Below are 13,994 nucleotides of genomic sequence, written 5' to 3'. Positions count from 1 at the left end.
CGATGGAGGTGTTCGTACAGGGATTCCCTATTTTTTTGCTTATTTTTTGTCGAATAACTTCGTTTTTCGTCGTTGCTCCTGTCTTTTCCACTCGAACGGTGCCGACTATCTTCAAAATCGGATTATGCTTTATGTTATCGTTGATGGTTTTTATGACTTATGGCTTGAAGCAGACCATTGTACCGGATGCGGAATATATTCTGGCCATCATCCGGGAAATATTGGTTGGCGTCCTGCTCGGGTTTACTGCGTATCTGTTCTTTGCTGCGATACAGACAGCAGGGGGCTTTATGGATTTGCAAATCGGATTCGGCATGGCGAATGTGATTGACCCTATGACAGGGGCTTCGTCACCGCTGCTTGCAAATTTGAAGTTTATGGTGGCGACGCTAATCTTTTTATCGGTCAATGGCCATCATTTTTTTATTACGGCTTTGCTGGACAGCTATCAATGGGTCCCGCTTTCCAATTCTTTGTTCAGCCATATCTATAAAGGCAATATTTCCACTTTTCTCGTCCATACATTTGCCGAAACCTTCATGCTGGCCCTGCAGATGTCCGCACCGATTATCGTTGCTATGTTCTTGACCGATGTCGGGCTTGGTTTTCTCGCCCGTACAGCTCCCCAATATAATATTTTTGTTATCGGAATACCGATTAAAATCATTGTCGGGCTGCTGATGCTGGTAGTTTTGCTTCCGGGCATGCTGGCCATTTTTGAGCATTTATTCACGCAATTATTTGCTGCCATGCAGGAACTGTTAGGCATCATCCGAGATCCCGCAACTTGAGGCAAGGGGGCTGTTAATAATGAAATTGTACCGCTACCCGCTCGACTTGCAGCTGTTCTCACAAGAAAAGACAGAGCGCGCCACTCCTAAAAAAAGGGAAGATGCCCGTAAAAAAGGGCAAGTCGCCAAAAGTGCGGAGCTGCCGGGCGCGTTTATCATGTTGTTCATTTTTTGCAGCTTTCTCATGTTAGGCAGTTATTACAAACAACGGTTAATTTTAATGTTCGGGCTTATCCTGGAACAGGATCTCCTGATGGAAGTGTCCATGGGCAATGTCATGAGCTTGTTTTCGGATCTGATTATGCAAGGATTGATGCTGCTTGCTCCGATGTTTGCCATTGCTATCGTTGTAGCCCTGATCGGCAATTATGTGCAGTTTGGTTTTTTATTTACCGGCGAGTCCCTGAAGATGAATCTGGGCAAGCTCAGTCCGTTAAAAGGATTTAAAAATATTTTCTCCATGCGGTCGGTTGCCGAGTTTGTGAAAAATATTCTCAAACTGCTGTTAATCGGTCTTATCGTTTTTTTAACACTTTGGAATGAACGAGCCCATATTTTATCGCTTGCGCGCGTTCCGGTCAGCAGTATTTTCAGCTACGTGGCCAGTGTCGCGATCCGTCTGGGTCTGGAAATTGGCGCCATTTTAATTGCACTTGCCGTATTCGATTTTTTTTATCAGAAATACCAGCACGAGAAAAGCCTGAAAATGTCCAAACAGGACATCAAGGATGAACACAAAAAATCGGAGGGCGATCCGTTAATTAAAGGCAAAATCCGCGAACGCCAGCGAAGAATGGCGCTGCAGCGAATGATGCAGGATGTGCCTAAAGCCGATGTCGTCATCACCAATCCGACTCACTTTGCAATCGCGCTGCAGTATGACGGCTCTAAAATGGAAGCTCCAACAGTCCTCGCCAAGGGTATGGATTTTGTCGCTTTGCGCATCAGGGAAACGGCAAAGGAGCACGGCGTTATTACGATGGAAAATAAGCCGCTGGCCAGAGCGCTATATGAAAGAGCGGAAATCGGAGAAACGATTCCTGCCGACTTATTCCAAGCTGTGGCGGAAGTACTGGCATACGTATATAAGCTAAAAGGCAAAGTGAACTAATGGCTCGTTTCAACTTATCGTTTAGTGGGGAGGGAAATTCATGAAGGTTAGGGACCTGACCATTTTAATCGGAGTCATATGCATCGTTCTCATGATGGTCATCCCGATACCCGTCGGACTGCTCGATGTGTTGTTGATCATCAACATTTCCGCCGGGCTCGCAATTTTGTTGATTTCCATGAATACGCAGGATGCACTGCAATTTTCAATATTTCCCGCTTTGCTGCTCATTACTACGTTATTCCGGCTGGCATTGAATATATCGACAACCCGCAATATTCTGCAGCATGGGGAAGCGGGTAAGGTTGTCCATACCTTCGGATCCTGGGTTGCCGGCGGCGAAATTGCCATCGGTTTTATCGTTTTTCTCATTCTCGTTGTCGTCCAGTTCATTGTCATTACCAAAGGCTCGGAGCGTGTAGCGGAGGTAGCTGCGCGTTTCACCCTCGATGCGATGCCGGGTAAACAAATGAGTATCGACGCGGATTTGAATTCTGGTCTCATTAACGAACAGCAGGCCCGGGATCGCCGTCAAAAAATCGAGCGGGAAGCGGATTTCTACGGCTCTATGGATGGAGCGAGCAAATTCGTCAAAGGGGATGCCATTGCATCCATTATCATTCTCTTCATTAACTTGATTGGCGGCTTTATTATCGGGATGGCGATTCATGGCATGTCGTTCTCGGAATCGCTGCAAACTTTCTCTATCCTTACGATTGGAGATGGTCTGGTCAGCCAGATTCCGGCGCTGCTGATTTCCACGGCAACCGGTCTGATCGTCACTCGGGCGGCTTCCGAAGGAAATCTCGCCTCGGACCTGACCTTGCAATTATTCCGTTATCCGAAGCTTCTCTATATTGTTGCGGGAACGATCGCGCTGCTGGGAATTTTTACGCCAATCGGTCCGGTTGCGACCTTGCCGTTTGCAGGATTGATGGCTTTCGCCGGATACCGTATGCAAACTGCGCTTGTCAAACGTCATGCTGAGGAAGAATTGATGGTGGAAGAACAGCAGATCGAAGAGGTGCGCAGTCCGGAAAGCGTGATCAGCCTGCTGCAGGTTGACCCCATCGAATTTGAATTCGGTTATGGCCTGATCCCGCTTGCCGATACGCAGCAGGGAGGCGATTTGCTGGATCGTATTATTATGATCCGCAGGCAGTGCGCGCTGGAGCTCGGATTGGTCGTTCCAGTGATCCGTATCCGTGACAATATTCAGCTCAAGCCCAATGAATATGTGATTAAGATCAAAGGAAATACGGTGGCCAGGGGCGAGCTGCTGCTGAATCACTATCTGGCGATGAACCCCGGATTTGACGACGAGTCCATCATCGGGATCGAAACGATGGAGCCGGCGTTTGGCCTTCCGGCCATCTGGATAGATGAAGCCACAAGGGAACGGGCAGAGCTGACCGGCTATACCGTGGTAGATCCGCCTTCCGTGGTGGCCACGCATTTGACGTAGATTATCAAGCGTCATGCGCATGAACTGATTGGACGGCAGGAAACGAGAGTGCTTGTGGACAATGTGCGGGAAGCTTATCCGGCGCTTGTGGATGAGCTTATCCCATCGATTTTGACCATCGGCGATATCCAGAAGGTGCTGTCCAAGCTGCTCCGTGAGAAAATCTCTATCCGTGATATGGTCACCATCTTTGAAACGATGGCTGATCACGGCAATTATACGAAGGATCCCGATATTCTTACCGAATATGTCAGACAATCGCTGTCGCGGCAGATTACCCAGCAGTTCTCGCAAAACGGAGATACACTGCGTGTGATTACAGTGGGTCCTTCTCTTGAGAAGAAGATTGCGGAATCGGTTCAGAGCTCCGAACAGGGGAGCTATCTGGCAATGGATCCCATGGCAACCCAGACGATCTATCAGAAGCTGAACGAACAGGTCAATAAGCAGATTCAATCCGGTTACCAGCCGATTGTTCTGGCATCGCCGACGATCAGGATGTATCTGAGACAAATTGTGGAGCGCACGATGCAGGATATTCCAGTCCTTTCCTACAGCGAGCTTGAGCCCAGCGTCGAAGTCCAAAGCATCGGAGTGGTGAATCTATGAAGGTAAAACGTTATGTCGTGAACGCTGTGCCTGATGCCCTGCCGATGATCCGCAGCGACCTTGGCGCAGATGCTGTCATACTGGGCACCAAGGTGATACGCGTCGGCGGCTTCCTCGGGATGTTCGGGAAAAAAAAGATGGAAGTGATCGCCGCCATCGATAATAACAGCACAGCGAAGCCCCCGCCTGCGGCCCGGCCGCAGATGGCACAGCACAAGCAGGCATCGGTGAATGCGGCGATAGGCACGATCACAGCTCTGGGCTCGCAGCAGACGACAAGCAGGAATAGTGCTGCCGCTCAATATGCAAATGCCGTTCAGAAGCCCGCGGCAAAACCAGCTTCGCTTTCGCCAAGGCCCGCTCCGCCTCCTCCCGACGATTCGCCAATTGACCTGCAGAAACCGCAGGCGGAGGAGCGGCTAAACGAGAGAGCGTTCAAGGAGAAGCAGGACGAAGCTGCGGCGATTTCGAACGAGGTGATGGACGAGCTCAAGGACATGAAGCAATGGATTGTCAAAATGTCCAAGCAGCAGGAGCTGAAGTCTTGGCCGGAACCGCTTCAGAATCTCTATAACCGCCTGAATGATCAGGAGGTGGAGGGGGTCTGGATCGATAAATGTATGTCTGCTGTCCAGGAGCTGCTGAAGGAGCAGCAGGTGACAGAGCCGAATGCGGGGACGGTCCGGGCCGCGGCGGTACAGACCCTTGGTAAATGGCTTCAGGGATATGATGGCGCCGGCATTCACCCTTCTACCCGGGTCGTTCATTTTGTTGGCCCGACCGGTGTCGGAAAAACAACCTCCATCGCCAAACTGGCGGCCGAGCAGACGCTAAAGGCGGGAAGAAAAGTCGGGTTCATCACATCCGACACGTACCGGATTGCCGCGGTCGATCAACTGCGGACTTATGCCACGATCCTGAATGTGCCGCTTGAAGTGGTATTCTCACCAGCGGAAGTTGTCAGGGCCTTTACACAGCTTCAGGACCGGGAACTGATCTTTATGGATACGGCAGGCAGGAATTTCCGCAATGAGCTATATGTATCCGAAGTAAACAGTCTGCTTCAATCGAGCGGGCAATCCGAAACCTTTCTGGTATTGAGCTTGACCGGGAAATACAAGGATATGTCGGCTGTTGCCGAGAATTTCGCCAAGTATGGCGTGCAAAGCGCTGTATTTACGAAACAGGATGAAACAAGTGCTTATGGCGCCATTCTCAATCTGATTATGGAGTATGGCCTTAAACCCGCTTATCTGGCTCACGGACAAACGGTTCCCGATGATATAACGCCATTCCGCACAGACCGATATATCGAACAATTACTGGGGGCGTCAGGGAATGAATGATCAGGCGGAAGCGCTCCGGCACATGGTGCGCAGCCGGGAGCTGCAGAAGGAAGGTAAAATAACCCGCGTCATTACCGTTACTAGCGGTAAAGGGGGAGTGGGGAAATCGAATTTCAGCTTGAATTTTTCACTTGCTCTCCAGAAGCTTGGACTTAAGGTGCTGATCTTCGACGCTGACATCGGCATGGCCAATATCGATGTGCTGATGGGCATATCCGCACCTTACAATCTGTACCATTTGCTTAAACAGCAAAAAACGATCTGGGATATTATCCAGAGCGGGCCAGGAGGCTTGCATTTTATCGCGGGTGGATCGGGATTCAAGGATTTGCTCGATCTGTCTGCTGCTGAACTGGATTATTTTGAGGAACAGATCGGTAAGCTTCATGGTGAATACGACGTCATTATATTTGATACGGGCGCCGGACTTTCCAAAGAAACGGTGAAGTTTATCGCAGCCGCCCAGGAAACCTTCGTGGTGACAACGCCGGAACCTACGTCCATAACCGATGCCTACGCGCTAATTAAGATGGTGAAAGCCATGGACCATGACATTAATTTCAAGCTTGTAGTGAACCGTGCTATGGATCAGAAAGAAGGCAAGGCAGCGGCAGATAAAATCAATATGGTGGCGGAGCGGTTCCTGGATATTAAGCTGCCTATGCTTGGCATTGTCCTGGATGATCCCAATGTGACCAAGGCGGTCAAAAAACAGGTTCCGTTCTCCATTGCCTATCCGGGAAGCGATGCTGCAAAATCCATCATGGATATCGCGAGTCGTTTCATGGCGGTTCCAGAAACTGGTAATTCGGCCAACAATGGAGTCAAAGGATTTTTACACAAGATGTTCAGACTGATGAAATGATCCTTTGATTACGAGGAGGGAACACCAATGAACGCCCATCGCGTGCTTGTGGTTGACGATTCCGCTTTTATGCGCAAAATCCTTAGCGATATCATTTCCGCCGATCCCAATTTCGAGATCGTCGCCACAGCGGCCAACGGACGGGAAGCCCTTGAATCCGTGACTCAGTGGAAGCCGGATGTCATCACGATGGATTTGGAAATGCCGGAGATGAACGGTCTGGAGGCGTTAAGGCAAATCATGCGTATCTACCGCGCCCCGGTCATTATGCTTTCCAGCATAAGCGATGATGGGGCCAGAGAAACGATCAAAGCGCTCCAGTACGGAGCATTCGATTTTATACGCAAGCCGTCCGGACCGCTTTCACCCGATATTCATAGCGTTGGCGAGCAGCTGTTGGAGAAATTGCGGATTGCCGTTATGACCAAACGGCAGACTCCGGTATCCCAAACGCCGCAGAAGCCTGCAGCAGCGGCAGCCAAAGCGATGGAAAATTTAAAGAAGGTTCTGAAACCACGCAAACCGGCTAAACCACCTTTTTCAAATAAAGAAATAGAAGAGGCTCCGCCGGCAACGAAAAAAACAAAGGATACGGCTAAAAAACCGGATGCCGCCAAGCTTTCCGTGCTGCAGCCGGATGAATCCTTTTCTCTTGATTCCTTTGATGACATGGAGCTAGACGCTCCGCGTCCGAAAGCGATGTTGAAGCCGACAAGCACATTCCGGCATTTGATTGCTATCGGTACGTCGACTGGCGGTCCCCGTGCGCTGCATGAGGTGATATCCGCGCTGCCGGGAAATTTGCCCGCTCCTGTGTTGGTTGTCCAGCATATGCCCCCTAAATTCACACGCTCTCTCGCCCAGCGGCTGGACAACTTCAGCTCCGTGCATGTCCGGGAAGCGGAGCATAATGAGCGCGTTTATGCGGGGACCGTGTATATTGCCCCTGGAGGCTATCACATGAGGCTTTCCAAGGATGCCGGCGGTTATCTCATCAAGCTTTCACAGGAACCGCCGCAAGGCGGACATCGTCCATCGGTTGATATCATGTTTGAATCCTGTGCTGCTTTCCCTGAGCTGAAGCGGCATGCCGTTATTATGACCGGCATGGGGAGCGACGGGGTTAAAGGCATGCGGGCCATCAACGAGAGCGGCGGTGAAAACGCAATTGCCGAAGCGGAGGAATCATGCATCGTTTACGGGATGCCCCGATCAGCGGTAGAAGCAGGCGTTGCCAAATCGGTCATGCCGCTGAGGCAAATCGCACCTGCGCTTATCGAAGCGGTCAGGGGGTAAACGCAACTTTTATTCGCCTGGAAAATATTTCAACAGGAGGTGTCTGGAATGGATATGAATGCCTATTTATCAATGTTTATTGATGAATCGAATGATCATCTGCAGTCGCTTAATGAAAATCTGCTAAAGCTGGAAGGTGACCCTGAGGACATCAGCATCGTGCAGATCATTTTCCGCTCGGCTCATACGCTGAAGGGAATGTCCGCGACTATGGGGTATGAAGATTTGGCGTCCCTGACCCATGAGATGGAAAATGTTCTGGACCTGGTCCGCAACAGCAAGCTCAAAATGGACAGCTTTATATTTGATACCCTGTTTAAAGGTCTGGATGCTCTTGAATCGATGGTTCAGGATATCATCGGAGGAGGAACCGGAAAATCCGATGTTACTCCAATCGTTGCTTCGCTGAAGGCGATTGTCAAAGGAGACTACCAAAAGGACCAGCTAGCGGGCTCAGACGCCCAGGCACAACAGACCGGAGCCGGCGAGAGTTCGGCTATGCTGGATGAGTTCCAGTCCTCGATTCTGCTGCAGTCCATTGAAAGCGGCTTGTCCGCCTTTCATGTCGTGGTTACGATCCGTGAGGATTGCCTGCTCAAAGCAGCCCGTGCATATATGGTATTCGATTTTCTGGAACGCAGCGGAGAGATCGTTAAATCCTCACCGAGCGTGCAGGAGATTGAGCAAGAGAAATTCGAACGCTCGTTTACCGTCTTTACCATATCCAGCATCAGCGGTGAAGAGCTTCAAAAAGGTATCGAGTCGGTATCCGAGATTGAAGGCGCTGTAATCACGGCTTTGGATCATGAGACCTTGGTACAGATTGGCGGCGCTATTGTTCAAACAGCCGCCACCGTCCAGGCTGCCGCACCTGCAATTGCCGCCATGCCGGCTACACCGAAATCGGAGACGCCTGTGGCCGCAAGAGCTGCTCAAACACGAGACGCCTCAGCCAATAATTTATCACGCACCATCCGTGTGGATATCGAGCGGCTGGACGCACTGATGAACCTGTTCAGCGAGCTGCTTATTGACCGGGTGCGCCTGGAGCAGCTAGCCAGTGAAATCCGGCGCAATGATCTGACGGAAACCGTGGAGCATATGACGCGGGTAAGCGGAGATTTGCAAAACATCGTGCTCAAGCTGCGGATGGTACCGGTGGAATCCGTATTCAACCGTTTTCCGCGTATGGTTCGCGATCTTGCCAAATCATTGGATAAGAAAGTGGATCTCGTTATTACCGGGGCAGATACGGAACTTGACCGGACGGTTGTGGATGAGATTGGCGATCCGCTGGTCCATTTGCTCCGCAACTCACTGGATCACGGGATTGAATCGGTCGCCGACCGGATCGCTGCAGGCAAGCCGGAAATCGGGACGATCCATCTGCGGGCTTTTCACAGCGGCAACCATGTCTTCATTGAAGTCCAGGAAGACGGTAATGGCATCAACAGAGAGAAAGTCAAGCAAACGGCGATCAAGAATGGTATCGTGACTCCTGAAGAAGCCAACAGACTCACCGACAGCGAAGTAAATATGCTTATTTTCGCGGCAGGCTTTAGTACCGCTGACAAAATTTCGGACATTTCCGGACGTGGTGTCGGGCTTGATGTCGTAAAGTCTAAAATTACCACGCTGGGCGGACATGTAAGCATAGAATCGGAGCTGGGCAAGGGAACCAAATTCTCCATTCAATTGCCGCTTACTCTTTCCATCATCTCAGCCATGCTGATCAAATTGGGTAATGAGAAATATGCGATTCCGCTCTCATCTATTGTGGAGACTGGTATCATCCGCAAAGAGCATATCCGTAAAATCCACGGAAACCGGATGATTGAATATCGCGGTTCGGTCATACCGGCGATCTCTCTGGGCCAGGTGATGGAATCCACCTCCTTCTTTGAGGACCAGGAGGATGAGACCGAAATCGTGGTGATCCGCAAAGGCGATAAAATCGGTGCGGTGATGGTGGATGAATTTATCGGCCAGAGCGAGATCGTATTAAAATCGCTGGGCAAGTATTTGACGAATATCGAAGCTGTTTCGGGAGCGACGATTCTTGGCGATGGACAGGTGGCACTCATTATCGATCCGAATGCGCTTATTAAGTAAAGCTAAGCTTATGCTTCCGATGTGAGCTTTCTTGTTGCAGAGGAGCATATTCAAGGAAGTACAAGAAAACTTAAGCTTATGCTTCCGATGTGAGCTTTCTTGTTGCAGAGGAGCATATTCAAGGAAGTACAAGAAAACTCTTAGGAGGGAATTTAGCATGGGTGAGGAAATTAAAGTGATCGTATTTGGACTAGCATCGGAAGAGTACGGGATTGAAGTTGAAAAAGTCCGGACCATTGAACGTATGATGCCGATTACCCGGGTTCCCAAAACACCCGCCTTTATCAAAGGCGTCATCAATCTGCGCGGGATCGTTTTGCCTGTCATTGACTTGAGGGGCCGCTTTGGCCTAAAAGAATCGGAAACGACGGAAAGCTCCAGGATTGTTATCGTTGCGGTAGATGATCTGGAGGTCGGCTTCATTGTTGATGCAGCTAATGACGTCATTGACATTGATTCGGACAATATTGACAGTCCTCCCGAGGTTGTCGGTGGCATTCAAGCGAAGTACTTGCGCGGGGTTGCCAAAATTGGAGACAGCCGGCTGCTTATTATGCTGAATTTGTCCGAGGTGCTGAGCAAAAAGGAAATTATCCAGCTTGAGCAGCTAGAGGATTAATAAAGTGAACCCACTGCTGAAATTAGAGGGCTTTAAAATGGATGTCTTGAAGGAAGTCGGCAATATCGGCGCCGGGAACGCCGCTACGGCACTTTCAAGGCTTCTGGACAAGCCAGTCGATATGAATGTTCCGACAGTCAGCCTCATTCCTTTCGAACAGGTTGCGGACAAGGTCGGGGGATTCGAGCAGGTTGTGGTCGCGGTTTTTCTCCGGGTGGAGGGCGATGCTCCCGGCAGCATGTTCTTTCTTATTAAAGAGGACTCTGCCAAGAAGCTTTTGCGGACTTTGCTTTCCATGCCGGTAGAGGATTCCGGCTACTCGGAGATGGAGTACTCAGCCTTATCCGAGATCGGCAACATTCTTGCGGGTTCCTATCTCTCCTCGCTGGCCGATTTCACGAAGCTCACCATGACACCTACCGTCCCGGCTATTACTGTCGATATGGCGGGCGCGATTATGAGCTACGGAATTACCACGTACGGGGAAATGGGAGACTCGGCTCTTTTGATTGATACCACGTTTCTGGAAGGGCAAGAAGAGCTTGAAGGCCATTTTTTTCTCATACCGGACCCGGAATCTTTTGACAAAATCTTCAGCTCTTTGGGAGTGCCGATCGAATGATACAGCAAAATGTGGTAAAAGTAGGTATGGCCGATCTGAATATCGTATTCGATGGAAGCACACTCAAGACATCCGGACTTGGATCATGTGTAGGCCTTACCTTGTTTGACGAAAGAGCAAAGGTTGCTGGAATGGCGCATGTGATGCTGCCAACTTCCGATATTGCGCGGGAAGCATCCATCAATCTGGCTAAATACGCGGATACGGCAATCCCTGAACTTATTGCCCGAATGAAGCAAGCGGGAGCAGTTTCTGCCCGATTAATCGCCAAGATGGCAGGCGGAGCCCAAATGTTTGCTTTTGCATCGCAGAACGATGCCATGCGGATTGGCCCGCGCAATGTAGAGTCATGCAAACTTGTACTGGCGAAATTTTCCATACCGATTCATTCGGAGGATACGGGCGGTAATTATGGAAGAACCATCGAATTTGACAGCTTTAGCGGCGTTTTAAGCATCAGAAGCGTCCAGTTTGGTATAAAGGAGATTTAGCATGATGGGATCTTGGCGCTGGAATGTCGGACTCGGCCTGTTCGGAGTCGTGCTAACCTTTTTATTTTCGCTAGACAGCAATGGGCTTGGCGTAAGCGCGGTGCGGTCCGTGTATGCCTTTATCGCCTTTTTTGTACTCGCGTACCTGTTTCGAATTGTATTAGCCGCTGTTTTTCGGGAAATCGTCACGAAGCCTGTGCAGGAACCTGAGACAATGGATGAAAATAAGGGCAGCACCGTTGATATGTCGACACCGGATGAAACCGATCAATTGAATGAGATGTTGAGAATGCAGCTGGATGGGAACGTAAAGACGGATACGGATGAGCAAGTGCCTTTTCAGCCTCTTACGCCTCCAAAGCTCGTATCAACGCAAAACAAAGAGCCTGAAGAATTGGCAAAAGCCATTCGTCACCTGACAGGAGGGTGAAACGATGATTGAGCCGAAAGCGCCTCATTTGTCTAACATCGAGATTTGGCGGAAATGGAAAGAAGACGGAGACATTGAAGCAAAAAAAAGGCTGATTGAGTTTTATTTGACGCTGGTGGAGTATGTCAGCAACCGAATGGCAATTGGTCTGCCGAAGAATGTGTCGAAAGACGATTTGGCCAGCAACGGCGTTATGGGCCTGATCGATGCGATTGAGAAGTTCGATTACCGCAGGGGCTTGCAATTTGAGACCTATGCTTCCTGGAGGATAAGAGGAGCCATTATTGACGGACTGCGCCAGGGGGACTGGGTTCCGCGTTCCGTAAGGGAGAAAGCCAAAAAAATCGAGGAAGCGTACCAAATACTCGAGCAGAAGGTGCTTCGCTCTGTTACGGATGCTGAAATCAGCGATTATCTGAATGTCAGCGAGAAGGAATTTGGACATATGCTTCAGGAAATTGCGGTTACGACCGTTTGCTCGCTTGAGGATCCTATCCGTGAGGAAGAGTCGGAGACAAGACTTTCACTGCTAGTGGATGAAAAAGCCAAAAACCCCGACCACAAGGTCAATGAGTTTTATTTGAAAGAATCGCTTGTGCGCGGCATTGAGCGTCTAACAGAGAAGGAAAGAACTGTTATTTCATTATTTTATTATGAAGAGCTTTCGTTAAGTGAAATAGCTGAAGTCATGTCTTTATCGCCATCACGCATATCTCAACTTCATTCCAAAGCTATTTTACGGTTACGGGGGGTTCTTGATAAACAGAAGGATCAACTGATGCAAAATTAGCTTTGAAGGGGGATCAGCAGTGTCAATTTCCGAAACGCTCGAAGCTCACATTGTCGTCCAGTTGTCACAGGACAAACTGACAGCATTGTTGCAATTCAACGTAGCGGACGAGAAATTCGCCTGTACGCCAAGCCAGCTTGAAGAATATATACGCAGCAATGGAATCCATTATGGAATCAAATCAGATGTTATTCGGCAGATCTGTGAACAACCCGGCAAATATTTCTATACCCAAACCGTCATCGCGCGCGGAATTGAACCCCGGAACGGGGTAGACGGATCGATTCGTTTCATTCAGAGCATGAAAGAAGAACAGCACAAGCCTGCTGAAATTGAAGGCGGAAAAGTCGATTTCAAAGAAGTGAATGCATTAAAGAACGTCAAGCGCGGCCAGCTGATTGCGGAGAAAGTTCCCGCAACGGAAGGACGGATGGGCAAATCCGTTACCGGGGAGGACATTCCCTGCAAGAACGGCAAAGAGGCTTATTTTAAAATGGGTAAAAATGTCGTTCTGGGGCCGGAACAAAACGCTCTCTACGCCGCAATTGACGGGCTAATCACCATGACGGACAAAACCAAAATCAATGTATTCCCGGTCTATGAGGTTAACGGGGACATTGATTACAAGATCGGAAATATTGATTTTGTCGGCACAGTAGTAGTAAGAGGAAATGTGCTGACGGGATTTCGTATAAAAGCCGCGGGGGACATCCGTGTTATCGGGGGTGTCGAAGGCGCAGAGCTGGACTCTGATGGATCTATAGAAGTTACGGGCGGAATTCTGGCCAGTAACAAAGGTTATGTACGGGCAGGCAAAAATGTGAAAAGCTCCTTTATTCAAGATGGCAATGTCACTGCGGCGGAGGATGTCCTGGTGACGCAAAGCATTATGCATTCCCATGTAAAGGCGGGGATGAATGTGATATGCAGCGGAGCAAAAGGCTTGATCGTCGGCGGAACGATACAGGCAGGGGAGCGCGTTGTAGCGCGGGTTATCGGCAATACGATGTCTACTGTAACGGCAATCGAGGTTGGCGTCCGGCCGGAGTTAAGAACCGAATTGCTGGATTTGCGCCGCCAGGTTAAGCAGTTGTACGATAATTTGGACAAGACCGAGAAAGCGCTGACGCTTCTCGATCAGCTTGCGGCGGTCGGCCAGTTGGCTCCTGATAAGCTCGGAATGCGCATCAAGCTTGGGGCAACAAAACGTCAAACGACGGAAGAGGTGGCCGGTTACCGGGAACGGATACTGGATATCGAAAAATCGCTGGAGGATACGGATAACGCCAGGGTAGACGCTGTAAATATTATTTATGGCGGAACCAAAATCGTGATTGGCCGTTACACGCGTTTTGTTAAGGATGCGATCGAACGAATTTCTTTCCGGTATTCGGAAGGGGATATTATCACGGTCCCTCTTAAGTAATTAACTCGCCTGATAATTATT

General features: G+C 49.7%; 12 protein-coding genes and 1 pseudogene. All 13 read left to right on the top strand.

Translation table 11 applies throughout. From position 1 onward, the window contains the following. The first annotated feature begins 2 nt into the window (after positions 1–2). A complete protein-coding gene (fliR, locus tag IEY46_RS13535; protein ID WP_188992522.1) occupies positions 3–791 on the top strand; it encodes a flagellar biosynthetic protein FliR in 789 nt (262 codons plus the stop codon). Between the two features lie 19 nt (positions 792–810). Beyond that, a complete protein-coding gene (gene flhB / locus IEY46_RS13530) occupies positions 811–1,902 on the top strand; it encodes a flagellar biosynthesis protein FlhB (RefSeq protein ID WP_188992521.1) in 1,092 nt (363 codons plus the stop codon). A gap of 40 nt (positions 1,903–1,942) precedes the next feature. After that, positions 1,943–3,976: pseudogene (flhA, locus tag IEY46_RS13525) on the top strand (flagellar biosynthesis protein FlhA). Beyond that, positions 3,973–5,322, top strand: a complete 1,350-nt coding sequence (gene flhF, locus IEY46_RS13520; protein ID WP_188992520.1) for a flagellar biosynthesis GTPase FlhF — start codon at positions 3,973–3,975, stop codon at positions 5,320–5,322. Before flhA ends, flhF begins: the two are co-directional and overlap by 4 nt. Further along, complete coding sequence (locus IEY46_RS13515) at positions 5,315–6,187, top strand: MinD/ParA family protein (protein ID WP_188992519.1); 873 nt, start codon at positions 5,315–5,317, stop codon at positions 6,185–6,187. The genes flhF and IEY46_RS13515 overlap by 8 nt, the downstream gene beginning before the upstream one ends. Before the next feature lie 27 nt (positions 6,188–6,214). After that, positions 6,215–7,483 (top strand): protein-glutamate methylesterase/protein-glutamine glutaminase, encoded by a 1,269-nt coding sequence (locus tag IEY46_RS13510; protein ID WP_188992518.1) that lies wholly within the window; start codon positions 6,215–6,217, stop codon positions 7,481–7,483. A 48-nt stretch (positions 7,484–7,531) separates the two neighbouring features. Further along, positions 7,532–9,595 (top strand): chemotaxis protein CheA, encoded by a 2,064-nt coding sequence (locus IEY46_RS13505; protein ID WP_188992517.1) that lies wholly within the window; start codon positions 7,532–7,534, stop codon positions 9,593–9,595. A 157-nt stretch (positions 9,596–9,752) separates the two neighbouring features. After that, a complete protein-coding gene (locus tag IEY46_RS13500) occupies positions 9,753–10,214 on the top strand; it encodes a chemotaxis protein CheW (RefSeq protein ID WP_188992516.1) in 462 nt (153 codons plus the stop codon). Positions 10,215–10,251: 37 nt separating this feature from the next. Then, positions 10,252–10,836 (top strand): chemotaxis protein CheC, encoded by a 585-nt coding sequence (locus IEY46_RS13495; protein ID WP_188993816.1) that lies wholly within the window; start codon positions 10,252–10,254, stop codon positions 10,834–10,836. Then, entirely contained in the window at positions 10,833–11,327 is a 495-nt protein-coding gene (locus IEY46_RS13490; RefSeq protein ID WP_188992515.1) for a chemotaxis protein CheD, read from the top strand. The genes IEY46_RS13495 and IEY46_RS13490 overlap by 4 nt, the downstream gene beginning before the upstream one ends. A gap of 1 nt (position 11,328) precedes the next feature. Then, complete coding sequence (locus IEY46_RS13485) at positions 11,329–11,757, top strand: hypothetical protein (protein WP_188992514.1); 429 nt, start codon at positions 11,329–11,331, stop codon at positions 11,755–11,757. Between the two features lie 4 nt (positions 11,758–11,761). Continuing rightward, complete coding sequence (locus IEY46_RS13480) at positions 11,762–12,547, top strand: FliA/WhiG family RNA polymerase sigma factor (RefSeq protein ID WP_188992513.1); 786 nt, start codon at positions 11,762–11,764, stop codon at positions 12,545–12,547. 19 nt (positions 12,548–12,566) lie between these two features. Further along, positions 12,567–13,973: a flagellar assembly protein A gene (locus tag IEY46_RS13475; protein WP_188992512.1), complete on the top strand. Its 1,407-nt coding sequence runs from the start codon at positions 12,567–12,569 to the stop codon at positions 13,971–13,973. Positions 13,974–13,994 lie beyond the last annotated feature (21 nt).

It is taken from the genome of Paenibacillus nasutitermitis (genome assembly GCF_014641075.1).
Taxonomy (GTDB): domain Bacteria; phylum Bacillota; class Bacilli; order Paenibacillales; family Paenibacillaceae; genus Paenibacillus_Z; species Paenibacillus_Z nasutitermitis.
The sequence above is the reverse complement of the archived record's forward strand: the minus strand, read 5'-3'. Positions and strand labels throughout refer to the sequence as shown.

Bases quoted from the DNA above. Each gene is read 5' to 3' on its own strand.
- IEY46_RS13485 (WP_188992514.1), top strand. From the start codon at position 11,329: ATGATGGGATCTTGGCGCTGGAATGTCGGACTCGGCCTGTTCGGAGTC.
- fliR (WP_188992522.1), top strand. From the start codon at position 3: ATGGAGGTGTTCGTACAGGGATTCCCTATTTTTTTGCTTATTTTTTGT.
- IEY46_RS13480 (WP_188992513.1), top strand. From the start codon at position 11,762: ATGATTGAGCCGAAAGCGCCTCATTTGTCTAACATCGAGATTTGGCGG.
- IEY46_RS13500 (WP_188992516.1), top strand. From the start codon at position 9,753: ATGGGTGAGGAAATTAAAGTGATCGTATTTGGACTAGCATCGGAAGAG.
- IEY46_RS13495 (WP_188993816.1), top strand. From the start codon at position 10,252: ATGGATGTCTTGAAGGAAGTCGGCAATATCGGCGCCGGGAACGCCGCT.
- IEY46_RS13505 (WP_188992517.1), top strand. From the start codon at position 7,532: ATGGATATGAATGCCTATTTATCAATGTTTATTGATGAATCGAATGAT.
- flhF (WP_188992520.1), top strand. From the start codon at position 3,973: ATGAAGGTAAAACGTTATGTCGTGAACGCTGTGCCTGATGCCCTGCCG.
- flhB (WP_188992521.1), top strand. From the start codon at position 811: ATGAAATTGTACCGCTACCCGCTCGACTTGCAGCTGTTCTCACAAGAA.
- IEY46_RS13515 (WP_188992519.1), top strand. From the start codon at position 5,315: ATGAATGATCAGGCGGAAGCGCTCCGGCACATGGTGCGCAGCCGGGAG.
- IEY46_RS13490 (WP_188992515.1), top strand. From the start codon at position 10,833: ATGATACAGCAAAATGTGGTAAAAGTAGGTATGGCCGATCTGAATATC.
- IEY46_RS13510 (WP_188992518.1), top strand. From the start codon at position 6,215: ATGAACGCCCATCGCGTGCTTGTGGTTGACGATTCCGCTTTTATGCGC.